The sequence below is a fragment of the Novosphingobium sp. BL-S-19 genome (genome assembly GCF_055521675.1).
Map to the genome: position 1 here is coordinate 1,882,309 of NZ_CM145497.1, position 19,907 is coordinate 1,902,215.

Genomic DNA, 19,907 nt, shown 5'->3' on the forward strand with positions numbered 1-19,907 from the left:
CTCAGCGCTCCCATAGCAGATAGGCCTGACCGATGATGTCCGAGCTGCGGCTTATCCCGAAATACCGCCCGTCGAAGGAATCCGGGCTGGCCGTCATGAGGAGGAAATACTCGCCGCGAGCGAGCACCCGGCATCCTTCCCACCGCGGCATGGGCCGTCCTTTTCCATCGTGTGCCTTGCGAACGACCAGTGGCACGCCGTCGAGGAAAATCTCGTTTCCCAGCGCGCAGATTTCCCGCCCCGGATAGCCGACGACGCGCTTTACCAGCGGTACGTTCGAGGGAAGATAGCGGCGCGAGGCGGCAAGGTCGCGCCACGGCCGGGGCATGCGGGCAATCACCATATCGCCCGGCAGGGGATCGCTTCCCGGCGATACCAGGTAGAGGCCCATCGGCGCGCTGGGACTGGCATTCCAAAGGAGGCGTGGTGCAGGCGGAAAGGCCAAGGTTGCACTCAGCAGGCTCGCCACTATGGCGATGCCGAACGTCATGGTCCGCGCCTTCCGATAACGGTCGCCCTTGGACTGCCAGGGCGACACATCGCCGCCGGGGATATCGGGCCCGTTCACAGGCGGAACGCCCGGCCGGAGTTCGCTTCGCTCCAGGCATTGAGATCGTCAATATGGTACTGGATGAAGCGGCAATGGCGGCGGAAGATGGGGCCGCCGCCGTTGCGCCGAAACTTGAGGAGCAGGCGGATCGAGATGCCGAGATAGGCTGCCGCCTGGGGCGTGTTGAGAAACGGCGATCCGCGCTTGGCAGCCCGGGCGCGATCGATCTCGTCGGAGTTTTCCATGGTGTCCCTTCCGTGCATCGGGCGACACCCAGTCGCCCTCGGGGACACTCAAATGAGGGACAATCCATGGCCCGGGCAGAGTCGGATTCGGCTATAGGCGAATTCGACTCCCCGCGTCGGTTGGCCCACGAACCGCTCTTTGCAATTGCGCCGAAGCGCCGGACTTGCCACACCGCCACGCGGGCTTGTCGACGGGGGTTATCTATGCGCGGACTATCGGTTTTTGCGGGCTTGGCAGTGTTGGCAGGCACGGGGGCAGCCCATGCCGCCGAGCCTGCGCCGCCGGCAATTCCGACTGCAATTTCGCATCTCCAAGGATGCTGGGAAGGCACCGGGGAGGTCATGAAAAAGCCGGTGACGATCGCGCTTGTCAGTAAACCGGTCGCGCTCGGCGCCATCCTGACGGTTGATGCCGAGAGCCACACCATTGCCGATCCCTCCGATCGCTATTCAGCGCATCTGGTGCTCGGCGGGGCCATGGTTCTGCCGGGAAGCGCGCCGGATCTGGTCGGCTATTGGGCGGACAGCTTCGGCGGCGCAATGACCGCTACGGGATCCGGTTCGAGCAGGCCCGACGGCTTCGACATGAGCTATCAATATGAGGACGGCGCCTTCCTCAATCGCTGGCGTTTCAATGGCGACAAGCTCACATGGCAGATTGTCTCGCAGGATCCGAAAAAGGGCGAGGAAGCGTTTGCGAGCTACACGCTCAACCGCGTGAAATGCCGCGCAAGTTGATCGCCGAGACCTTGCCGTTCCGGGCTACGAGCACGTCATATTTGATGGCGTGGCCGACCTCGAGACTCCATATTCCGGCAGCGATGACTACGGACACGTGGACGAAGAGATCGCGTCCTCCGTCATCGGGCGCTATGAAGCCATAGCCCTTTTTCGCATCGAAAAACTTGATCCGCCCGCTCGGCATCGCCCCTGCCCCCACGTTACTGAGGTTGTGCACGGTGCGGGCGAGATCAGAAATTGCACAAGTGAACACAGTTCCCCCGTATAGAGGGGGTGTCGCAAACCGGGACGGATTTTGGGCGTCAGATGTTGGAAAGCCGCTTCTCGGCGATGCCTTGAACAGCAGTCTGGAGTTCCTGCACCCGCTCGAAAGCCCAGTCCAATTCGGCATCGCCGATAGAGAATTCGGGAGAATATCGCCCCTTGATGTATGCCTGATGGAGAAGCTCGAAACACCGCCTGGCGAACTTGTCCTCGCGCGGCCAGATCGGGATCAGTTCGCGCGCGACCTCCTCGGCCCGGCTGCGAAGGAACTTGAGGTGATGCGTCCCCGGGCAATGGAGGGTCTTGACCGCTAAAACTGCCTGATAGGATTGCTCGGCGGCCTGATGAAGCTGGAACGCAGCATGGCTGTTCGCTCCCCGCGACAGTGCAAAATCCGCCGTATCGAGGAAGATCCTGGCGTTATCGAACCACTGATGGAAAAGCTGGTGTGTCTGCTGGCGAAGTTCCTCTCGGGGGAGCCTCTTCGGCATCTCGAACTGTGTCGAGCCGCACTGATAGAGCGCAATCCCCTTGCGCAGGAGGTCCACGAAAAACGGGCGTCCGTGACCAAGTTGCCGGGTGAAATCATCCAGAGAATGGACAACCAGATTTGGCAGCGCCGATATCCGCCTCGCCATCGAATATTCGCGCGCCAGCGCGTCCTTCGCCTTGTTCCAATTCGCGACTTCGTTCGCCAGACGCTCGTGGTTGACGATGACCAGGATATCGTAATCCCACGCGTGACCGTCCAGGTGATGTGCCTCCCAGTCGGCGCGCGCATAGGCGCCGTAGAGAATGACGCTCAGGATCCGGCCCCGCCGCTTCCACGGCTGTGTGGCGCGCGCAATGGCGTCCTCGAACTGCGAGAATATGATCTGCACGACCCGTTCCAGGTCGCGCTGATGCTGTTCGGGCAAGTGGTCGAGATCGGTCTTCATAGTCCCCCGGATTTGGAAAAGTCCGGTCCAGAGACGCCGATTATCGAAAACACCCCCAGCGGGACTTCTCTTTAATCCAGCGGCTTGCCCAGATGCCTCTCGCAGATCGCTTTCACTTCCACTTCGAGCAGTTCGATGCGCTCGACCAACCACTCAAGTTCGACGTCACGGATGACGTAATGCGGCGAATACCGGCCCTTCACGTAGGCCTGATAAAGCAGCTCCCAGCAGCGATTGCCGAACTTGGTATCGCGGGGCCAGACGGGGATCAGGTCGCGCGCGATGTCTTCCGCCCGGCCGCGCAGATACTTCAGGTTGTGCGACTTGGGGCTGTAGAGTTTGAGGACCAACAGCACGGTGTGGTAGAAGTTCTCGGTGGCTTGGTGGAGTTGGAACGCCGCCTGATTATTCCAGCCCTCCTTCACCCCCATTTTTCCGAATGCAAGAAATCGGCTGGCGCTCTCGAACCACTGGTTGAAGTGGTTCTCGGCTTCGATATGCGCCACCGCGCTATCGAGCGGCTTGGGCAGTTCGAACTGCTGGGCTTCGAGCTCGTAGAGCACGATGCCCTCGCGCACGACGTCGATGAAAAACGGTCGGCTGCGCGATAGCTGGAAGTTCGCGTCCGCCATCGAATGGACGGTCAGACCAACCGGCGCCGAGATCAGGTTCATGATGTCGTAGGCGCGGTTGAGGTGGTCCTTCGCCTTGCCCCAATACTCGGCCTCATCCGCAAGGCGCTCGTCGTTCACGACGACAAGGATATCGTAATCGGAATAGTACCGCCCGACAGGATCGGCGACCCAATCGCCGCGCGCATGCGAGCCGTAGAGGATCACTTTCATGATCCGGCCCTGCTTCTTCCAGCCCTGCGTCGCGAGACCGAGAACGTCCTCGAATTCGGCAAAGACGATCTCCACCACACGCTTCAGGTCCCGGCGCTTTTCTTCGGGAAGGTGATCGAGATCCGTCTTCATAATCGGCTGATTCTAGACGAGTTCGGGGTAAGAACAACACTCGTTTTGCTGCACGCACAGGAAATCCCCGCGCCGTTTTCGGCGCGGGGACCGGCTGTCAGTCTGCGGGATTCCAGATGATCGCGTAACTGTCTTCATCGTCCTTGCCGGCAGCGCGACCGAGGTTCGCGTAAAGCCGCCGGGGTCCGAATTCCGGTGCCGCCAGCGTCAGCGAGACGTAGTCGTTGCCCGAGGCCTCGCTGCGGCGCAGCCATCCGGCACCGACCTCGACGCCGGAAGACGTAACCCTGAAATCCGGCTGGGTGTCGCCGGTCTTGCGGGTATTGGGCGCGATCTCGATCTCGGCGCGGATAGAGAGTGTGCGAAGCTGACCCTTGAAGCTGCGCCCATCGCGCGTGACGTATCCGATTGCGGGCATGATAATTCTCCTTGATCTGTCGCCGCGAGAACCATTCCCGGGCGATGGGCAGACCAAAGGGACAGTCACAGCGGCGCCCGCGAACCGTGAGGCCGCAGCGTCAGCGAAGGACCGGAACCGGCGGCTTGTTTGGAGCGTCAGCGGCCGCGAGGAGCCCGCCTTGGCGGGCGGGGAAAGAAGCCGTTCGGCGATGGTTTGCGCGGGACCGCGACTGTTCCAGGTCAATGCCCCGAACCCGGAATGGACCTGGCGACCAATACGGGAACGCTGTCAAAGCCGCAGTTGGAAACGCAAAAGGCACCGACGTCGCCTCGATGGAACCTGCCTTGCTCTGTCTGAAACCGAGCCGATCAGAGGGCAACCCCGTGTCCACCCGTCGACACTCCCGAAGCGCGGGTTGAACCTTCTGCCCCCACTCGAGCTCGCAGCTTGCCGCAGAAGAGCGTCGATTTATCGCAGCAGATATGGATCGCGGCGCCCGTCGATTGGAGAATTCGCGGGTCGTTTAGTGAAGCGGGGCATTGCCCGCGCATGGAGAACGCTATGACGATCTACACGCTCAAGTTCCATAAAGACCGCCACGGCCCTGCCAAGGATATCCGGTTCGAAGCGACAGACCCAGGCGCCGCCCTCCTGTTTGCCCAGAAAGAAGCACCCGAGCGCCCCGCCGAATTGTGGGACGGCGCGCGAAAGATCTGCACGCTCACGCAGAGCGGTAGCGGTGTGTGGGAACTCAAGGCGTGATCCGCCGGTCGTCGCGCCCCGGCGCCGAACGGCCTTGGCCGGCCGGGAACTCTTCAGCGGCTGTTGCAGTTTGTCAGTCCGCAAGCGTCCGGAAGAACGATGGAGGAGAGACATGAAAATCTACACGCTGCACTTTTCGGACGATGGCGAGGGTCTCGCCAGGCGCATCGAATTCAAGGCCGAGGACCTCACCGCCGCGCTTATCATTGCCCATCGCGAGGCGAATCGAAGGACGGCTGAACTTTGGGAAGGAGCAACCAAGCTCTGCACCATTCGGCGCGAAGCGAACGAGAACGAAGTCCCTGTCTTTTCGCAGCGCCGCCAGATGGCCTGAACCTTCGCAGGCGGTCACTGTCGACGGCCGCCCTTTGGTGCGTCGGTCGGTTCGATGGTGCCCGGGATCAGTTCAGCGACGGCGCGTCACGAGGCGGGTTTCGCCGCAAAGGCTGCAGGCATCCTTGTTGCGTTCGAACCCATTAGCCCCTGCCAGTTCGCGCACAAGCTGATCGGCGTGATCAAGCGGCGAGAGTCCGAGGATCTGGTTGATGCATTCGTCGCAGATCGGATCGGGAGAGAGCCGGGAAACAAGCTTTTCGATGGTGTGAAGCGCGTCGGTCTGAATTGCAGTCATGATGTTTTTCCTGTCACCGATTGCGTGCCACCGGGATAGGACCACGGCAATGAAGTTTTGGTGTCAGCCGCGGACCCGCGCCTATCAGGGCGCGGGTCCGAGGCCGGAATTTTCCCTCGCCGCAACAAGTTGGATCGGAGGCGGATTGTTCCGCCTCCGATCATTTTTCAGGCCGCCAGCCGGTCGCCTTGCGGTCCGGCATCCTCCGTGAGGTCCTCGGGCCCCGCCCCTTCGGTTGAGCGCGAATCATAGGTTTCGCCCCAAGCCTCGCCGCCCTCCTCTTCCGCCGGTTGTCTGTCGGCTTGCATGGCCGCGCGGGCGTGCGCCTCGACCGTCCCGACTCCGCCTCGCTCGGTATAGGCGGATGGCGGAAAAGCCATCCAGCGCGGCACCCAGCCTTCGCGCTTCTCGCGCCCGCCGTTCCCCGCCAGATGATCGCGAATGATCGCGCGCAAGGTCTTGGCCTTCTCCTTGGCATTGGCCTCGGCCACCAGCTTTCCGGCCACCTCACCGACCATAGCGAGCAGGACCTCACGGTCGCGCAGCGTCTCGAGGAAGGCTTCGTCAGCCTCCCACCAATCCGCCATGGGAACACCGATGGCGAGCCCCACCGCTTCCACCGAAGGGCTCCCGGCCTCCAGCGCCTCGCCCATGACGAGCGCCAGCACGTCCATGACCTGCGCATCGGCAAGTTCGGTCAATCGAGCGAACAGGCCGCAAAGCGCGCGCAGCCCGCCCCGCATGCCATAGCCGGTCCCGCCGATCACCGTGGGTTCGTCATCCGGCAACGCCAGCTGCGCCAAAACTTCGCGCCGCCGCGCATCGAACACCGCTTCGGCGCGGCAGTTCTCGACGCTTTCCTTCACCGCATCGCTCTTGGAAACCTGCGGTTCGACCACGATCCGCCATAGCGCAGACCCGGCAATGGCGTGGGCGACCATGAGCCGCAAGGCAATGCCGGGCCGTCCCAGCAGTTCGGCACGAACGGCGGCATGACGGTGCAGGTCGATATAGGTCTGGGTGATCGAGGTCAGTTCGGGGCGGACTGCCTTTGCCATCGCTCCACCCTCTACCGCCTCGGCCTTGGCGAGCCGCGCCGCTTCTTTCGCGGAAAGATAGCCTTCGTGGATGACGACTTCGCCATTGCCGCGAACGTCCAGATAGACGCGCCCGCCCTTGCGCTTCGGGGTCTTGTCATACTCCCACGAATGGAAATGGGTTTCGGGAGGAAGGATGACGGCATCAGCCCAGCCCGCCTCGATGAAGCCCGTGCGCTTCGCCTCGATGGCGGCATTCTGGAGGTCCCAGAACGCGTCCGTCTCGGCAAAATATGCGTCTTCTCCGAAGAGGTCGGAAACCGTGGCGAGCCCGCTCGTCTCGACATCGAAGAGCGCATGGCCGGTCGGAACCGACTGCCCGCCGAACAGGAACGACTTCAGCTGAAACCCGCGCGGCGCGTAGCTGTCGGGGTCGTCGGCAAGGGCCAGCCATGCCTTCTGCTGCGATTTCGACGCCATGGTGAGATGGCGGATGGTCGCCGCGTCGATCTCTTCGGCCCGGTACATCTCGCGGATGCGGGGCAGAAGATTGCCGAGGGCAAGAATGCGCTTCACGGAGAGGTTCGGCAGACCGAAGATGAGGCCGATATCCTCGATGGATCGTCCTTCCTTGACCAGCCGGGTGAAGCAGGCCCAGCGCGAGACTTCGTCGGGATCGAGCCGGGCGATGTTCTCGATCAGCGAGGCCTCGACAGCGCTGGCATCGTCGGCATCGTCCAGCACCGCGCAAGGCAGCAAGGCCGCTTCGGGGTCCGGCTCGCCCGCCTCGGTGCAGGCGGCCAGCCTTTCCGCAGCAACGATCTGCGCGGCGTGGAAGCGGCGGCATCCCGCGACGATTTCGTAATGGCCCGGTTCACAATTGGGCCGAACGATCACCGGCTGGATCACGCCGCGCGCCCTGACGGTCGGCAGGATATCCGACACATCGGGGGCCTTGCGTGCATAGCGCATGTTCGCCTTGCTGACGGAAAGGTTGCTCAGAGCGATGAACTCGAGTTTCATGGGTAGCACTCCTATTTGAGAGTGCCGGTCCACCGGTTGGTGATGCGATACGGTGGACCGGCTTAGGATTTGACGGTGAACGACCGCCTGCGTCATCGGCCCCTCAACGGGGCAGAAGCCTGATGGCGGACGGGTCCTCGCGGGTGAGCCGGTCAAGAAGCAAAGCGGCATCGGGGATCGATCCCGCGAGACGCGCGGCCTCCGTCCAGACGGAGAGCCGGTGCCGGGTGCAAAAGCCCATATCCCGCTCGATGGTGAGCCCCATCGGCAGACGGATCGCCTCGATTTCACGAAGCGAGGAAATGCCGAGTTCAGGGCAGCCGAAACCGAGGTCCGCCAGCCCGAAGAGGGTGTCGTCATCGGCATAGATTTCGGTCACCAGCCAGACCGCACGCCCCATAGGATTGAACAGGCGGACCAGCGGCAGCGGATCGAACTTGGGGTTTTGCATGCAATGCTCGAAATTGGCCGAGAGCATCGAGCGGATGGAGCGGGAAAGGAGGGTCATGCCTCGGCCCTCCCCCCGTCATCGCAGCCGTGATCGTGGCCCTCATCGTGGCCGTCATCGGGGGCGTCTGGGTGACCGGCTTCCTCGTTCCCCGGCACGCTTGCCTCGTAGCGGGAAAGCAGCCAGTCGGCGGCTTTGCTTGCCATGCTGGCCGCGCGGAAGATCGCGCGGTTGTCCTCGCGCAGGACTTCCAGCCATGCCCCGATGTAATCGGCGTGGCGGACGGTCGGCACGATCCCGAGCGAGGCGCACAGGAATGCCGAACCCATTTCCGCGATCAGTTCCTCGCGGGCGTAGTCCTTGCTTCCGAAGCCGTTCGTCAAGTTCCGGTCGAGCCGGGAGACATGCCCGGTCGCGTGGGTCAGTTCGTGCAGCGCCGTCCGGTAGTAATTGACCTGATCGTGGAACGCGGGCTGCGGCGGCACCTGCACGAAGTCCGCACCCGGCGCATAGAAGGCCTTGTCCCCGCCGATCCGGAAATCGACACCGCTCGCGGCAATGGCGGCTTCGGCCACGGGCACGATTTCCCGCTCGGGCAGCGCTACGGGTCCGGCCATGAAATCATCCGGCAGGCCCTCGCACTGCGCGACATTGAAAACCGTGAACCTTTTCAGGAACGCAACCGAACGAGCATCCCCACCCGTCTCGCGCGCCTTGTCCTTTTCGGCCTCGGGCGTGAAGCGGTCGGCGTAGACAACGCATGTGCCCTGCTCACCCTTGCGCACATTGCCGCCAGCGCTGAGCGCTTGCCGGAAAGTCAGCCAGCCCTGCGAGGCCCAACCGCCCGGAATGACCGCGCCCCAAAGAATGAGAACATTTATCCCTGAGTATCCGCGACGGGTCAGGGCATTGATCGGAAGCCCTGCCACCGGGCCGCTGGCGGTCTCGCTGCTCCAAGGCTGCACCCATGGCACTCGGCCCTGTTCCAGCTCGGCAATGATCCGGGCCGTGACCTCGTCATAGAGCGAGGCCCGATCCGTTCCCCGACCCGTGTCCCGTGATCCCGAAGCTCCCGAGCCCGCGCCCTTCGATAGCGCGCCTCCCGATTGCGACCCCGCGCATGACGGAGCCTTGCGATTGCTGCGCATGTCTCACCTCCATACCCCGCCCCAAACCACCATGGCCTCCCCCGACGGAGCGGGGGTGGGCGGCACGGGCGACCGCAAGGCCCGCTGCAGGGCAGCGCCTGCACGCGCAGCCGGGGCCCCGATCCAACAGGATCGGGGTGGCAAGGGCCGGAGCGAAGTCGGAGGAGCCGCACGCATGTGCGGCTTGCAGGCGGTGCCGGCGGGCCTAGACGGGCGCCGAGCCCACCCGCGCTCCGAGAGGGAGGCTCAACAAAAGACGCCGCGCGCGAAAGCGCGCGTCCGCGTCACCGGTCCATCTCGATGGACCGGTCTTCTGCGCCAGCGATCCTCACCGAATGGCCGAGACCGTAAGGGCTCGGTGCCTTGCGCGCGGCCATCAAGGGCGTTCAGCCCCGCACGCAGCATAGAGCGCGGTCGCGCCGGCAGGCGCGAGGCGCCAGGCATCGCCTCAATGGCAAGACGGAATCACGACCCACAACCTCACGCAAATCGCGCCCGAGATTATAAACGCAACAGGTCGACAAACCCGATCCGATTCACGAATAACCCGATTATTTTTCATGAAATCAGAATATTGCATTTCATCGCAGCAATGTTGACTAAAGCTGAATCGCCATTCATCTTTATAACAACGAATATTCACAACAATTTAAAGGCTCGGATCGCGTAACCGGCACCGCATGAAGCGATGCCGCGGGAACGAAGGAACTGCCATGAGCACCGACCAGGCCTACGGATTCTTCCGCGAAGTCTTCCTCGACAAGACCCTCCAGGGTCAGCTCCATCACGCGCTCGCCGCCGCCTCTCCCGAGATCGTTGCCCAGATCGCCCGTGCGCGGGGCTATCAGGTCGACCCGGAAGATGTCGGCAAGGCCCTTGGCGTACCTCTGGCCGACGGCGACAAGGTCGGCAATGGCCTCGCCGAAGATCAGCCGGGCACAGGCAAGCTCGAGCGGATCGTCGAACATGTAATGGCCCGGGATTTCTGGGAACATTTCCGGCAATCGGACATCTGGAAGCGCATCGAAGTGCAATCCGGCTGGGATCCTTTCAGGGAAGCGGCGCCGTTTCGCATGACCATTCCGGGGCCCTCCTGGGTCCAGGTAATGGGCGGCCGGAACGAGAGCGGGATAGAGGAGGAAGGCCGCCCGTCGGCGGTGGATCTCTACGACAGCCTCTAGCAGGCCGCCGCCCGTGCCTCCAGCAGGACCAGTGCAGCGCCGGGTCGAATTCGTGGTGAAGGCCAGCAAGCTGTGCAACTTGCGCTGCCGGTACTGCTATGAATTCGAACATCTTGCGAGCCGCGAGCGCATGGCGCCCGAGGACCTCGAGCGCATGTATCGCCATATTGCAGATTGGCGGGAGAGCTTCGCCGCTCCGACCGCGATCGATTTCGTATGGCATGGCGGAGAACCGCTGCTCAACGGACCCGACTATTTCGCGGCGACATTCGATGCTCAGCGCGCGATCTTCGGATCGGCCACCAGCGTCCACAACACGATCCAGACCAACCTTACCCTGCTGGACGACAGCCGGATCGAACTTCTGCGCCGCTTCGACCGGGTCGGCGTGTCAATCGACCTGTTCGGGGCATTGCGCACGAACCTGCGGGGGGAGGATTCGACACGCCGCGTCCTCGCAAACATGGACCGCCTCCAGGCCGCCGGTATCGACTACGGGTGCATCACCGTGCTCTCGGCGCGCAATGCGCCGCATATCCGCAAGATCGTGCGCTTCTATCACCAGCTCGGCGTGCGCTCGGTGCGTTTGCTCTGGCTGATCGACGGTGCTTTTGAGAATCAGCACGAGGAATTCGACCTCGGTCCCGCAGAGATTGTCACCGCGCTCCAGGAGGCGTTCGAGGAACTTCGCACGCTCGGATCAGAGCTGCTGATCGAACCGCTCACCGGCTACATGCGCCAGGTGGTTCATCACCATACCCCGGGCGCCGCGCCGATGATCTACGACAAGGCAGATTGGGAAAGCGTCTTTCTCGTCGACACGAATGGCGAACTCTACAGCTACGGCAACGCCTACGAGGGCGAATTTGCGCATGGCAACGTGTTCCGCCAGCCCATGGATGAAATCCTGCGCTCGTCAGGCCATGCCCGGGCCATCGAAACTGCGGAAGCGCGCATGAACTCGATCTGCACGTCATGCCGGTTTCTCGGCAGCTGTTCGGGATATCCGATGGCCGAGGAAGCCGCGCTACAGCAGCGACGCGGTGCGCCGCTGGGCTGCAACATCGATCGGCCGATGCTTGAATATATCGAGCGGCGCCTGCAGGAGGAGCACCCGGCGGCACCGGCAATGCGGCTCCAGCCGCCATCGCTCCTGCCCGCATCGATCGCGCCGCACCACGCTCGCCCGGAACAGCTACTGCTGCAGCGCGATGTTCGGATCCGCCTCGATACGGAAAGCAGGCTCTCCCCACAGGCACGCTTTGCGCTGAGTGCAGGCACGACGGACCGGACGCCTGCAGTCGGCGATGGACCCTGCTACATTGCCGAAGCGATCGTACCGCTCCTGCCGTTCCGCCCCGCCACCGCCCGCGAAAGCGAATTGCTTCTCGCAGAGCCGGACGCCGAGTGGCAGATCGGCCGCGATATCGCGATCGTCAGAATCCCGGAATGTGTCGTCGCTCCGCTCAGCCGGGTCTTTGCCGATTTCGGGACTTCGCAAAGCCTTGCGAACTACCGCGATCACACTGCGCATCCGGACTGGCACACAGCGTATGATCTGCTCAGCGCCCATATCGCCGCCCATCACTCGCTTGATGGCGGCGAGCCGCGCGTCGTGCGCCTCGGCAGTGCCGAAACCGGCAAGACAACGGTCACCAAGGATGCCGTCAGAGGTCGAAAGGGCGAGCACTACGTCGGCATGCATGTCGATTCCTGGACAGAATCGCCGCTGGCGGAGCGAGAACGCGCGCAGAACCGCATTTGCGTCAATCTTGGGCACAGCCCCCGAAGATTCCTGTTCGTGAACCTCTCGCTGGCGCGCATGCACGCCGTCCTTCACGGGACGTTGCTTGCAGGGACAGCCTACTACGGCAGCGATCTGGGCCATGCGTTCTTGCGCGCCTTCCCGAACTATCCGGTCGTGCGCCTGACAATCGAACCAGGCGAAGCGTACATCGCTCCCACCGAGAACCTCATCCACGATGCGACCACGCTCGGCATGACCTCGCCCGATCTTGCCCTTCACATGATCGGCTTCTTCGCGCCGCAGGAGCTGGCGCAGCAAGCAAGGCGGGAGGTTGTGCCGGCCGACGCACTCTGAGGCTCCAACAGCCGCAGGACGGCCCGGCGGCGATAATCCCCCAATGCGGCACGGATGCCCGCCAGACACGCGCACCCGCGTGCAGCAGACATGGACAACCGGCTACGCGCCGTCTCCCTCGCCAACCCGGGCCACCGTCAAGTGACCGCCGACGACACCGCCCCTTCTCGCTCATGGAAACAGATTGAGCTGATCAGGATTCTCGATGCCGGGATAGTCCTCGAGCCTTTCCACGATCGACTGGGCCAGCTCCGCCGCGGCTTTAAGCCGCATGCGCTCATCGCGCATGGTGATCCCGACCCGCGCCCAGGCCGGCGCGGTCAGGATAGCCTCCGATAGCTGCTGTGGGTCGAGTCTCTCCATGACTCAAAAATAGAACATAATAGGAACGCAATGCAAGTCCCCTTGCGCGCCGTCACGCCAAGCGACATGAGCGCTGCTAGCAAAATCAGGGGGTTACATGAGCGACACATGCGGAAATTGCGCCGCGGAAATCACCAGCGGCGGGATCATCAAGGGACCCAACCGCCGGTACAGCGACCAGCAGACCCAGATCCTGAACTTCCTCTCCGGAACCAACTACACGGAAATTTGCGAGAAGTGCGGCAAGGGCGAGTACGAGGCTGCCATCTGGCAGCTCAAGGGCGAACGTCAGAAGTGCCAGGATTACATGACAGCGAACGTCGTCGATTTTCCGATGATGACGATCTCGCAAATCCCGCCCGGCGCCGATTGCAAGATCAAATCCATGGTGACCGCTAACGTGACGGTCGGCACGGGCATGTTCAGCGAACTCAGCCAGGGGTTTTCCGACATGTTCGGCGCGACCAACGTCAATTCCGGCATGGCACTGAAGGTCAACAGCGGCGAAGCGACCGCCCGCTCGATCCTGGTCACCAAGGCGATGGCAATGGGCGCCAACTGCATCATCGGTGTCGATGTCGACTACGGCACGACCGCAAACAATGCGGCCACGGTCAACATGCAGGGAACCGCTGTCGTCATTCGCAATCTCGAGGCCATCCTCGACGAGGACGTGCTGGAGAAATTCAGGCTTTTCGAGGCATCGCTGGCGCGCGCCCAGGAAATCAGCCGCTGGCTGGCCGGCGATGTCACACCTGACAGCGTGCCCGCATAGGATCTGGCACGCCCGCCGACTTGCGGCGCACCCTCCCCAAAACCTCCAGACCTGCGAGAAATCGTCCCATGCGCCCCATTCATATTGCCGCCCTCGCCTCTTTTGGCCTCGTGATTTCGCCGGCCTCCGCGCAGGTGAAGGACAGCCACGGAAATGCCCTGCGCGTGGGCTTGCCCGCCAAACCGGCAGCTGACTACAATGGCGGCACGATCAGCGCCGGCCGCCCGGCCAAATGCGTGCTGGACGGCGATGCGCCGCAAGTCTGCACGTTCTACCCTCGCAATGGAGACGGCAGCTTTGCTATCGATGTCGAAGGCATGGCCTACTATGCCGACAAGGTCTCGCCCGGCGAGATCATCGTCGACTACGACAATGGCGCCAGGATGGTTCCACAAGGCTCGTTCACGCGCAGCAAGCGCGATCCAGCCTGCTGGGTCCAGGGCAGCGATCGAAAAATCTGCGTTTATTGAACCCACCCCCCCGAAAGGGGAGAACGCGCCTGTCTGGCTCCCGCGTGCAAGCGCGTGAGGAATGCCGGTCCCCCAATTTACGCAGGGCAACAAAGGAGTGCCCATAAAACACTGACCGATAACCACTTTTGATGGTTGCACGCGGGCAGCGACCGGTCATAGTGCTCTTCTCCCCAAAAGGGAGAAGGGGCTGGAAGGTGCGACCCGAACCCAGCAACGGCGGCAGCTCATTCGACCCCCGAGCCGCCGCCGTCCCTTACCCCGCCTCTTCGCGGTCCAATCCGTCCCGACACCAGCGCGACGACGCACATGGAACCCTCCCCCGCTTTCACCGGTTGAAGCGAAGGAGGTCTTTTCCATGTCCGAGCAAAATACCGATGTCCGCGCTGTTTCCGAACTCGATCTCGGCCGATATCTCGGCACCTGGTTCGAAATCTGCCGCCTTCCCCTCAAATACGAGGATGCCAAGGCAACCGATATTACCGCCAATTACGCGCTGAACGAGGACGGCACCGTCCGCGTCGAGAACCGGCTCCTCGACGAGAATGGAAAACCCGACCGAGCAATCGGAAAAGCCGAGGCCACGGACGCGAGCAACGCAAAGCTCAAGGTCAGTTTCCTGCCCGAGTATCTGCGCTGGATTCCCTTCACCAAGGGCGACTACTGGGTACTGGCGATCACGCCCGATTACGAGACCGCGCTCGTCGGCACGCCGGACCGTCATCATCTCTGGGTTCTGTCGCGGACACCACACCCGCACCCGGAAACCGTTGAAGGCATGCTCGGGACAGCCACCGCCATGGGCTTCGACTTGTCCAAACTGATCTGGACCGAGCAAAGCGGAGCGTCCGTCCCCGCCAGCGCATTCGTGGATTGACCAAGCTGTTCAAGCACAGGCAGGCACGACTTTTGCGGTTCTAATAGCCACGCACCGGAACCGCATGACAACCATGATCCATCCGATCAAGGCAGATGAGAAACGGGCGTTCGGCTACCAGTAAAGCCGCGAGACGGACAAAGGAACTGCAAGGGCGGATAGAGACGGCGACATCATACTGTTGAAAACGATCTCAATTATCGATTTCAGCTTGCGCTTCGAGCGCATTGGTGGTTGCCGTGCGGCAGGTGCGATTCACATTTTCACGCGGGTAGCAAATTAAAATGATGAAGGACGTTCTACTGGAGCTGACGAGCGACATTGTCGCTGCGCATGTCACGAACAACGCCGTTTCCGCCGACCAGCTGCCGCAGATCATCGCAGCCGTCTACGGGTCGCTCGACCGGCTCGGGCAGCCGGCGGAGCCAATCGAGGAAGAACGCGTCCCTGCGGTCCCCATCAGGTCTTCCGTCAAGGCCGATGCCGTAGCTTGCCTGGAATGCGGGGCGAAGCAGAAGACGCTGAAGCGTCACCTCATGGCGCAGCACGGCCTTTCTCCAGAGGAATACCGCGCGCGCTGGAAGCTTGCTTCCGACTATCCGCTGGTTGCTTCCGACTACGCGGCCAAGCGCTCCCAGATGGCACACAGCATCGGGCTTGGCAGCAAGGGCGGCAGAAAAAAGCAGGGCGAAACGCCCATGCCCCTCACCGACAAGCCCGACAGCGAGGTGGCAAGCCCAACCCAAGGCAAGACCAAGCGCAAGCTTGGCATCAAGGCCGGCTGAGGGCGATCGGAGAGCGAGCCGGCGGTCCTGGCCGTTCAGCCGATGTCCTTGCCCATCAATGATCGGTACTCCCCCGCCGCCATCGACCGTGCATCGCGGACGAGGCGGCGGACCCGAGACTTGAGGGAATCCGATCCGCTGTCTCGCCCGGCACGCTCGGCCCCGTAAAAGGCTTCCACGATCTGCGCGATGCTTGCGCCTTCGGCAAGCGCATCGCCAACTCGCAGCGCGTCTGCGAAGCGCCCCATCCGGGGATCCGGCGGAAACAGCGAACGCACGAAGCGCCTGTGAGTGCACAGGGCCAGCAGACGCCTGAGTGGCTGGATCCGGGGGCGCAGGGAAGCCAAGCCCGCCAAGCCGTAATGTAAGACGACCGGCCCATCCTGGAGGGTCCCGGCAAGAACATCGAGCCGTATCCGGCACCTGCCGTCCGTCAGAGCAACGTGCTCGCAGCCTCCCGGGCCCGCAACCAAACTGAACCAAGAACGGAACCAGAGCGGGTCGACGGCATCAGGGTCGCCGACGCGTGCAAGCTGCGCCTCCACCGGAATTGCTCCGGGATCGAGTTGCGCGCTCCAGATAAGCTTGGCCCCGCAGGCGCCGACTGCGGGGTTCTCGGCGAAAGTGAAGTCCCCATTTTCGGGTCACCTCCCCATCAGCCCCTTCCCGGGTCGCCTCACTCGCACAGGCATACCATTCCACGTAGGCAGGGTCGCGGCGCAGCCATTCCCACATCAGGGCAGCACGATCGAGCTTGGCGAGGCGGCGGTATTGCGCAGCATCCCGCCAGTTCGGCGCGTTGCTGTCGTGGCCCGTCATAGATAGGGGCGGCCCACCCGCTGCACGCATGACAGTTGTGTGACACAAATCACATTGCGGCGCGGTAACCCTACGATAGCTTGCACGCTACGTAGAATCGCGGATCGCCAAGGGAATGAGGGCCCGAGGCGGTTTCGCCCCAAAGCGGAAAGGACGGCTCGACGCGTCCTGGCGGCTTGAGACGCCGCGAAGAGCCGTGTCAGCGCATGGGCGTCACTTTTGCGTACCGGAAATACAAGGAGCTCATCCAGACGGCCGAAAACTTGAGCAGTCTGGACCTCACTCTCTGCAATATTACCCGCGATGTCGGCTGCGACTACTACGCGATCGGCCACCACATAGATTGGGGATCGGGTCAATTGCAGGCCTTTCGGCTGCTCAACTACCCGAAGGAATGGATCGACTTTTACGATCGCAACGGCTTCGTGGGCCGCGATTTCGTGCACCGGGCGTCGGGCCGCACGCAAAATCCCTTCCTCTGGCGCGAAGCGGCAGAACTCGTTGAATACAGTGCCAACGACGAACGCTTCCTCAATCTTGCGCGGCATCATGGGGTCTATGACGGGTTTACCGTTCCCTCGAACGTACCCGGCGAATTCCTGGGCTCGTGCACGTTCGCCACGGCGCCGGGACGTTCGCTCAACGAGGATGGCCTCATCCTCGCCCGCCTGATCGCGCCGGAAGTCTTCGCCGCCGCCCGGCGGCTGGTCGGCCTTGCCGAAGTGATGCAATGCATCAACTCTCCGCTGGTGACCGAGCGCCAGCGCGAGTGCCTGATCTGGATGATGGCCGGCAAGACCGATTGGGAGACCGGCAAAATCCTCGGGATCAGCCATCAGACGGTCCGGCGCCATCTCAACGAGGCCGGCAGAAGGCTGGGAGCGCTGAACAGACCATTGCTGGCTTTCCTCGCATGTCGGAGCGGAGTGATCAGTTACCCCGAAGTGCCGTGCGGCCCCTATACACGGAAGCGTGCATAGCGCCGGGCGAATTTCGTAGGGCAGTTTTGCGAACCTTTTCAAAGGAGGTCCGCAATGATCCACTGCCTGTCCAACACTCCGAACGTAAGCCAGCACGCCGTCCTTCGAAACATGTTCGAGGCTCGCAAGCGCGTCTTCATCGACCTTCTGCGCTGGGACCTGCCCGTCCTTGCCGGCCGGTTCGAACTTGACCAGTTCGACAACGAAGCGGCGATGTACATCGTGCTTTCCGACAAGGATGGCGCCCACCGAGCATCGGCGCGCCTGCTGCCGACAACCAGGCCGCATATACTCGGCACCCTGTTCCCGGCCTGTGCGACGAGGCCATTCCCTCTGGTCCCACGACCCTGGAAATCACGCGGTTCTGCCTCGAACGCCGCTCCACTTCCGCCGAGCGGCGCGAAGCGAGGAACGAACTCGTGCATGCGCTCGTCGCCTTTGCGCTGGCAAACGGCATAGAACGCTATAGCGGGGTCGCCGATCTGCCCTGGCTGCGCCAGATCCTGGCTTTCGGCTGGCGATGCCGCCCGCTCGGCGCACCCAAGATCGTGGACGGCAAGACGCTCGGTGCGATGCTCATCGACATCGATGAGGACACCCCGACCCTGCTCGAGCGCGGCGGCATCTGCGCCCCGGCTCCGGCAGTTCATGGGGGCACGCACCATGTTCACTGAGCTATTGCCCCGCGAGGCAGGGCAGGATTTCGAGCGAGCTGACCGCCGCCCCGGGGAACAAGCAGGAATTCGGTTTCGCGATCAACTGATATGGCGCGACGCCTACGACAGGTTCGAGTATCTCGTCTACGCTGGCCGGAGGCTGCTCTCATGAACGCGGGCGCCACGGGAGAGCGGGTCTATGACAGGTTGAAGCACGCGATGGCATGCGGCTCCCTCGCCCCCGGCGCGCGGCTGGAACCTGCCCGCCTTGCGCAGGAGTTCAACAGCAGCGCGACGCCGATCCGCGATGCGCTGCATCGCCTGGCTGGCGAACGCCTCGTCGAAACGCGCGCGAGCGACGGCTTTCACGTGCCGGCCGTCACCGAGATCGGCCTGCGCGATCTTTACCGGTGGAACGACGAACTCGTGCGAACCGCCCTGCGCTTGAGCCAGGGATCATACCGGCCGCTCAGTCCCCCGACGGATCCGGTCGACGCAGCCGACGTGTTCGCATCCATTGCGGCGAGATCGCGAAACGCCGAGATCGTCATGCAGGTCGCATTGGCCAATGCCCGGCTCGCCTATGTTCGCCAGATCGAATCGAGCATAGTCGAAGACACTGCCGGCGAGATTCGGGCCATCAATATAGCCCTGAGCCAAAGCACAAGGTCGACTAAACCGCTAATTCACGAGTACCACAAGGCCAGGATCTCAATCGTTCCAAAATTAATAACCTCGATTTTTCAAATCACCCAATCTCGCAAATAACATTCGATCTATATTAGCGATATATATTTCATATATTCACAAGAGCGCCATAAACTTCTCGTTACCGCAATCCCGCGGTGATTGAACGAGGAGAAGTGACATGGAACGAAATGACGACGTGATCGAGCTTGGCACCGCCAGCATCGAAACCCAGGGCCACGGCGGCCTCAATCCGGATCTCAGCATCGGCGATCCGGTCATGGGTCTCGCCGAAGACTGAGCAAGAGGGATGCGTGATACGGTCACGCATCCCTTTCGGCATTCCCTGACTGTCGGATCATCGTCATGGCCTTTGCACTGCACGGCGGCCTGTCCTTCTGCATCACCGAAGACAGGTTCGTTTTCCTCGATCTTCCCTCCGATCGCTATTTCTGCCTTTCGCCCGCAATCGAAGCGGATTTTCGCAGGCGCATCGCAGAGCCGCCAGCCCACGATATCACTTCGCAGCCCTTGCAGGTCGGGAACCTGACCATCTCGAGAGAGTGTGTGGGCGCCATTACCGAGTGCAATGCGCCGCCTGTCACGAGCACGCTCTTTGGCGAAAACGAGAGTTCGACAGCGCGCGGTAGCCTCGTCGCCATCTCCTGGATATTGAGGAGCAGGCTGCAGTTGAAGCTGCTCGGCCTCGCTGGAACGATAGCGCATCTGGCGCAGCGCAAGACATCCTTGCAAGAGGACTGCGCCAGCGAAATTACTGAGGCGTGCTTCAAGCGCAAACTCTCCCATGTCGCCGGCTCATTCGAAACGGCATCGGCGTTCATCGACACGCATGAGCGGTGCCTTGTCTGGTCCCTTGCCATCGCGCATCGCCTGCTTTCCCTCGAAATAAAGCCGCTACTGGTGCTCGGCGTACGCCTGACCCCATTCGCGGCACATGCGTGGGTTCAAGTGGGCGGAACCCTGATCAACGAGCGCCCCGAGAGGACGGACAGGTTCACGCCGATCCTGATCGTATGAGGTCCGGTCGC

At 62.5% G+C, this 19,907-nt stretch carries 28 protein-coding genes; 15 read left to right on the top strand and 13 right to left on the bottom strand.

Annotation, left to right across the window (positions count from 1 at the left end):
* Position 1: 1 nt before the first annotated feature.
* Positions 2-490: a S26 family signal peptidase gene (locus ACZ1JV_RS07925; protein WP_465139138.1), complete on the bottom strand. Its 489-nt coding sequence runs from the start codon at positions 488-490 to the stop codon at positions 2-4.
* 74 nt (positions 491-564) lie between these two features.
* Positions 565-795: a helix-turn-helix domain-containing protein gene (locus tag ACZ1JV_RS07930; protein ID WP_465139137.1), complete on the bottom strand. Its 231-nt coding sequence runs from the start codon at positions 793-795 to the stop codon at positions 565-567.
* Between the two features lie 342 nt (positions 796-1,137).
* Between ACZ1JV_RS07930 and ACZ1JV_RS07935 the strand changes: the two genes are divergently transcribed.
* Entirely contained in the window at positions 1,138-1,533 is a 396-nt protein-coding gene (locus ACZ1JV_RS07935) for a hypothetical protein (RefSeq protein WP_465149058.1), read from the top strand.
* On the opposite strand, the gene ACZ1JV_RS07940 is transcribed toward ACZ1JV_RS07935, so the two are convergent.
* The 4 genes from ACZ1JV_RS07940 to ACZ1JV_RS07955 form a co-directional block, all read right to left on the bottom strand.
* Entirely contained in the window at positions 1,505-1,927 is a 423-nt protein-coding gene (locus tag ACZ1JV_RS07940; protein WP_465149059.1) for a cold-shock protein, read from the bottom strand. The two genes, ACZ1JV_RS07935 and ACZ1JV_RS07940, sit on opposite strands and share 29 nt — an antisense overlap.
* A complete protein-coding gene (locus ACZ1JV_RS07945; RefSeq protein ID WP_465139134.1) occupies positions 1,839-2,738 on the bottom strand; it encodes a nucleotidyltransferase and HEPN domain-containing protein in 900 nt (299 codons plus the stop codon). Before ACZ1JV_RS07945 ends, ACZ1JV_RS07940 begins: the two co-directional genes overlap by 89 nt.
* A 71-nt stretch (positions 2,739-2,809) precedes the next feature.
* On the bottom strand, positions 2,810-3,715 hold the full coding sequence (locus ACZ1JV_RS07950) for a HEPN domain-containing protein (protein ID WP_465139133.1): 906 nt from the start codon (positions 3,713-3,715) through the stop codon (positions 2,810-2,812).
* A 97-nt stretch (positions 3,716-3,812) separates the two neighbouring features.
* Complete coding sequence (locus ACZ1JV_RS07955; RefSeq protein WP_465139132.1) at positions 3,813-4,133, bottom strand: DUF736 domain-containing protein; 321 nt, start codon at positions 4,131-4,133, stop codon at positions 3,813-3,815.
* A gap of 543 nt (positions 4,134-4,676) precedes the next feature.
* On the opposite strand from ACZ1JV_RS07955, the gene ACZ1JV_RS07960 reads away from it, so the two are divergent.
* Together ACZ1JV_RS07960 and ACZ1JV_RS07965 are read left to right on the top strand one after the other, a co-directional pair.
* Positions 4,677-4,877, top strand: coding sequence for a hypothetical protein (locus tag ACZ1JV_RS07960; protein ID WP_465139131.1), 201 nt, complete (start codon positions 4,677-4,679; stop codon positions 4,875-4,877).
* A gap of 112 nt (positions 4,878-4,989) precedes the next feature.
* Positions 4,990-5,211, top strand: a complete 222-nt coding sequence (locus ACZ1JV_RS07965; protein WP_465139130.1) for a hypothetical protein — start codon at positions 4,990-4,992, stop codon at positions 5,209-5,211.
* 72 nt (positions 5,212-5,283) lie between these two features.
* On the opposite strand, the gene ACZ1JV_RS07970 is transcribed toward ACZ1JV_RS07965, so the two are convergent.
* From ACZ1JV_RS07970 to ACZ1JV_RS07985, 4 genes are all read right to left on the bottom strand, one after another.
* On the bottom strand, positions 5,284-5,508 hold the full coding sequence (locus ACZ1JV_RS07970) for a hypothetical protein (protein WP_465139129.1): 225 nt from the start codon (positions 5,506-5,508) through the stop codon (positions 5,284-5,286).
* A gap of 167 nt (positions 5,509-5,675) precedes the next feature.
* The gene (locus tag ACZ1JV_RS07975) at positions 5,676-7,568 is read right to left on the bottom strand and encodes a ParB/RepB/Spo0J family partition protein (RefSeq protein WP_465139128.1); all 1,893 of its coding nucleotides are present in this window, start codon (positions 7,566-7,568) and stop codon (positions 5,676-5,678) included.
* Positions 7,569-7,671: 103 nt separating this feature from the next.
* On the bottom strand, positions 7,672-8,076 hold the full coding sequence (locus ACZ1JV_RS07980; RefSeq protein ID WP_465139127.1) for a DUF2958 domain-containing protein: 405 nt from the start codon (positions 8,074-8,076) through the stop codon (positions 7,672-7,674).
* Positions 8,073-9,164 (bottom strand): ArdC family protein, encoded by a 1,092-nt coding sequence (locus tag ACZ1JV_RS07985; protein ID WP_465139126.1) that lies wholly within the window; start codon positions 9,162-9,164, stop codon positions 8,073-8,075. The genes ACZ1JV_RS07980 and ACZ1JV_RS07985 overlap by 4 nt, the downstream gene beginning before the upstream one ends.
* Positions 9,165-9,877: 713 nt before the next feature.
* Between ACZ1JV_RS07985 and ACZ1JV_RS07990 the strand changes: the two genes are divergently transcribed.
* On the top strand, positions 9,878-10,345 hold the full coding sequence (locus ACZ1JV_RS07990; protein ID WP_465139125.1) for a Nif11-like leader peptide family natural product precursor: 468 nt from the start codon (positions 9,878-9,880) through the stop codon (positions 10,343-10,345).
* Between the two features lie 31 nt (positions 10,346-10,376).
* Positions 10,377-12,446, top strand: coding sequence for a radical SAM protein (locus tag ACZ1JV_RS07995; RefSeq protein WP_465139124.1), 2,070 nt, complete (start codon positions 10,377-10,379; stop codon positions 12,444-12,446).
* A gap of 171 nt (positions 12,447-12,617) precedes the next feature.
* On the opposite strand, the gene ACZ1JV_RS08000 is transcribed toward ACZ1JV_RS07995, so the two are convergent.
* Positions 12,618-12,809 (bottom strand): DUF6771 family protein, encoded by a 192-nt coding sequence (locus ACZ1JV_RS08000; RefSeq protein ID WP_465139123.1) that lies wholly within the window; start codon positions 12,807-12,809, stop codon positions 12,618-12,620.
* Positions 12,810-12,906: 97 nt separating this feature from the next.
* On the opposite strand from ACZ1JV_RS08000, the gene ACZ1JV_RS08005 reads away from it, so the two are divergent.
* The 4 genes from ACZ1JV_RS08005 (at position 12,907) to ACZ1JV_RS08020 (ending at position 15,716) form a co-directional block, all read left to right on the top strand.
* The gene (locus ACZ1JV_RS08005; RefSeq protein WP_465139122.1) at positions 12,907-13,584 is read left to right on the top strand and encodes a heavy metal-binding domain-containing protein; all 678 of its coding nucleotides are present in this window, start codon (positions 12,907-12,909) and stop codon (positions 13,582-13,584) included.
* Positions 13,585-13,652: 68 nt separating this feature from the next.
* Complete coding sequence (locus ACZ1JV_RS08010; RefSeq protein WP_465139121.1) at positions 13,653-14,054, top strand: hypothetical protein; 402 nt, start codon at positions 13,653-13,655, stop codon at positions 14,052-14,054.
* A gap of 358 nt (positions 14,055-14,412) precedes the next feature.
* Entirely contained in the window at positions 14,413-14,931 is a 519-nt protein-coding gene (locus ACZ1JV_RS08015; protein ID WP_465139120.1) for a lipocalin family protein, read from the top strand.
* Positions 14,932-15,215: 284 nt separating this feature from the next.
* Positions 15,216-15,716, top strand: a complete 501-nt coding sequence (locus ACZ1JV_RS08020; RefSeq protein ID WP_465139119.1) for a Ros/MucR family transcriptional regulator — start codon at positions 15,216-15,218, stop codon at positions 15,714-15,716.
* A 35-nt stretch (positions 15,717-15,751) separates the two neighbouring features.
* On the opposite strand, the gene ACZ1JV_RS08025 is transcribed toward ACZ1JV_RS08020, so the two are convergent.
* Positions 15,752-16,261, bottom strand: coding sequence for a DNA -binding domain-containing protein (locus ACZ1JV_RS08025; protein ID WP_465139118.1), 510 nt, complete (start codon positions 16,259-16,261; stop codon positions 15,752-15,754).
* The gene (locus tag ACZ1JV_RS08030; protein ID WP_465149060.1) at positions 16,227-16,565 is read right to left on the bottom strand and encodes a transcriptional regulator domain-containing protein; all 339 of its coding nucleotides are present in this window, start codon (positions 16,563-16,565) and stop codon (positions 16,227-16,229) included. Before ACZ1JV_RS08030 ends, ACZ1JV_RS08025 begins: the two co-directional genes overlap by 35 nt.
* Before the next feature lie 176 nt (positions 16,566-16,741).
* Here ACZ1JV_RS08030 and ACZ1JV_RS08035 point away from each other — a divergent pair, with 176 nt between their 5' ends.
* The 6 genes from ACZ1JV_RS08035 (at position 16,742) to ACZ1JV_RS08060 (ending at position 19,896) form a co-directional block, all read left to right on the top strand.
* Positions 16,742-17,515, top strand: a complete 774-nt coding sequence (locus ACZ1JV_RS08035; RefSeq protein WP_465139116.1) for a LuxR family transcriptional regulator — start codon at positions 16,742-16,744, stop codon at positions 17,513-17,515.
* Between the two features lie 111 nt (positions 17,516-17,626).
* On the top strand, positions 17,627-17,974 hold the full coding sequence (locus tag ACZ1JV_RS08040) for an acyl-homoserine-lactone synthase (protein ID WP_465149793.1): 348 nt from the start codon (positions 17,627-17,629) through the stop codon (positions 17,972-17,974).
* Entirely contained in the window at positions 17,935-18,189 is a 255-nt protein-coding gene (locus ACZ1JV_RS08045; RefSeq protein ID WP_465139114.1) for a hypothetical protein, read from the top strand. Before ACZ1JV_RS08040 ends, ACZ1JV_RS08045 begins: the two co-directional genes overlap by 40 nt.
* Before the next feature lie 150 nt (positions 18,190-18,339).
* Positions 18,340-18,939 (top strand): GntR family transcriptional regulator, encoded by a 600-nt coding sequence (locus ACZ1JV_RS08050; RefSeq protein ID WP_465139113.1) that lies wholly within the window; start codon positions 18,340-18,342, stop codon positions 18,937-18,939.
* A gap of 100 nt (positions 18,940-19,039) precedes the next feature.
* Entirely contained in the window at positions 19,040-19,159 is a 120-nt protein-coding gene (locus tag ACZ1JV_RS08055) for a benenodin family lasso peptide (protein ID WP_465139112.1), read from the top strand.
* A 65-nt stretch (positions 19,160-19,224) separates the two neighbouring features.
* The gene (locus ACZ1JV_RS08060; RefSeq protein WP_465139111.1) at positions 19,225-19,896 is read left to right on the top strand and encodes a lasso peptide biosynthesis B2 protein; all 672 of its coding nucleotides are present in this window, start codon (positions 19,225-19,227) and stop codon (positions 19,894-19,896) included.
* Positions 19,897-19,907: the final 11 nt, after the last annotated feature.

Bases quoted from the DNA above. Each gene is read 5' to 3' on its own strand.
- ACZ1JV_RS07925 (WP_465139138.1), bottom strand. From the start codon at position 490: ATGACGTTCGGCATCGCCATAGTGGCGAGCCTGCTGAGTGCAACCTTG.
- ACZ1JV_RS07930 (WP_465139137.1), bottom strand. From the start codon at position 795: ATGGAAAACTCCGACGAGATCGATCGCGCCCGGGCTGCCAAGCGCGGA.
- ACZ1JV_RS07935 (WP_465149058.1), top strand. From the start codon at position 1,138: ATGAAAAAGCCGGTGACGATCGCGCTTGTCAGTAAACCGGTCGCGCTC.
- ACZ1JV_RS07940 (WP_465149059.1), bottom strand. From the start codon at position 1,927: ATGCCGAATTGGACTGGGCTTTCGAGCGGGTGCAGGAACTCCAGACTG.
- ACZ1JV_RS07945 (WP_465139134.1), bottom strand. From the start codon at position 2,738: ATGAAGACCGATCTCGACCACTTGCCCGAACAGCATCAGCGCGACCTG.
- ACZ1JV_RS07950 (WP_465139133.1), bottom strand. From the start codon at position 3,715: ATGAAGACGGATCTCGATCACCTTCCCGAAGAAAAGCGCCGGGACCTG.
- ACZ1JV_RS07955 (WP_465139132.1), bottom strand. From the start codon at position 4,133: ATGCCCGCAATCGGATACGTCACGCGCGATGGGCGCAGCTTCAAGGGT.
- ACZ1JV_RS07960 (WP_465139131.1), top strand. From the start codon at position 4,677: ATGACGATCTACACGCTCAAGTTCCATAAAGACCGCCACGGCCCTGCC.
- ACZ1JV_RS07965 (WP_465139130.1), top strand. From the start codon at position 4,990: ATGAAAATCTACACGCTGCACTTTTCGGACGATGGCGAGGGTCTCGCC.
- ACZ1JV_RS07970 (WP_465139129.1), bottom strand. From the start codon at position 5,508: ATGACTGCAATTCAGACCGACGCGCTTCACACCATCGAAAAGCTTGTT.
- ACZ1JV_RS07975 (WP_465139128.1), bottom strand. From the start codon at position 7,568: ATGAAACTCGAGTTCATCGCTCTGAGCAACCTTTCCGTCAGCAAGGCG.
- ACZ1JV_RS07980 (WP_465139127.1), bottom strand. From the start codon at position 8,076: ATGACCCTCCTTTCCCGCTCCATCCGCTCGATGCTCTCGGCCAATTTC.
- ACZ1JV_RS07985 (WP_465139126.1), bottom strand. From the start codon at position 9,164: ATGCGCAGCAATCGCAAGGCTCCGTCATGCGCGGGGTCGCAATCGGGA.
- ACZ1JV_RS07990 (WP_465139125.1), top strand. From the start codon at position 9,878: ATGAGCACCGACCAGGCCTACGGATTCTTCCGCGAAGTCTTCCTCGAC.
- ACZ1JV_RS08000 (WP_465139123.1), bottom strand. From the start codon at position 12,809: ATGGAGAGACTCGACCCACAGCAGCTATCGGAGGCTATCCTGACCGCG.
- ACZ1JV_RS08005 (WP_465139122.1), top strand. From the start codon at position 12,907: ATGAGCGACACATGCGGAAATTGCGCCGCGGAAATCACCAGCGGCGGG.
- ACZ1JV_RS08010 (WP_465139121.1), top strand. From the start codon at position 13,653: ATGCGCCCCATTCATATTGCCGCCCTCGCCTCTTTTGGCCTCGTGATT.
- ACZ1JV_RS08015 (WP_465139120.1), top strand. From the start codon at position 14,413: ATGTCCGAGCAAAATACCGATGTCCGCGCTGTTTCCGAACTCGATCTC.
- ACZ1JV_RS08020 (WP_465139119.1), top strand. From the start codon at position 15,216: ATGATGAAGGACGTTCTACTGGAGCTGACGAGCGACATTGTCGCTGCG.
- ACZ1JV_RS08030 (WP_465149060.1), bottom strand. From the start codon at position 16,565: ATGCGTGCAGCGGGTGGGCCGCCCCTATCTATGACGGGCCACGACAGC.
- ACZ1JV_RS08035 (WP_465139116.1), top strand. From the start codon at position 16,742: ATGGGCGTCACTTTTGCGTACCGGAAATACAAGGAGCTCATCCAGACG.
- ACZ1JV_RS08040 (WP_465149793.1), top strand. From the start codon at position 17,627: ATGTTCGAGGCTCGCAAGCGCGTCTTCATCGACCTTCTGCGCTGGGAC.
- ACZ1JV_RS08050 (WP_465139113.1), top strand. From the start codon at position 18,340: ATGAACGCGGGCGCCACGGGAGAGCGGGTCTATGACAGGTTGAAGCAC.
- ACZ1JV_RS08055 (WP_465139112.1), top strand. From the start codon at position 19,040: ATGGAACGAAATGACGACGTGATCGAGCTTGGCACCGCCAGCATCGAA.
- ACZ1JV_RS08060 (WP_465139111.1), top strand. From the start codon at position 19,225: ATGGCCTTTGCACTGCACGGCGGCCTGTCCTTCTGCATCACCGAAGAC.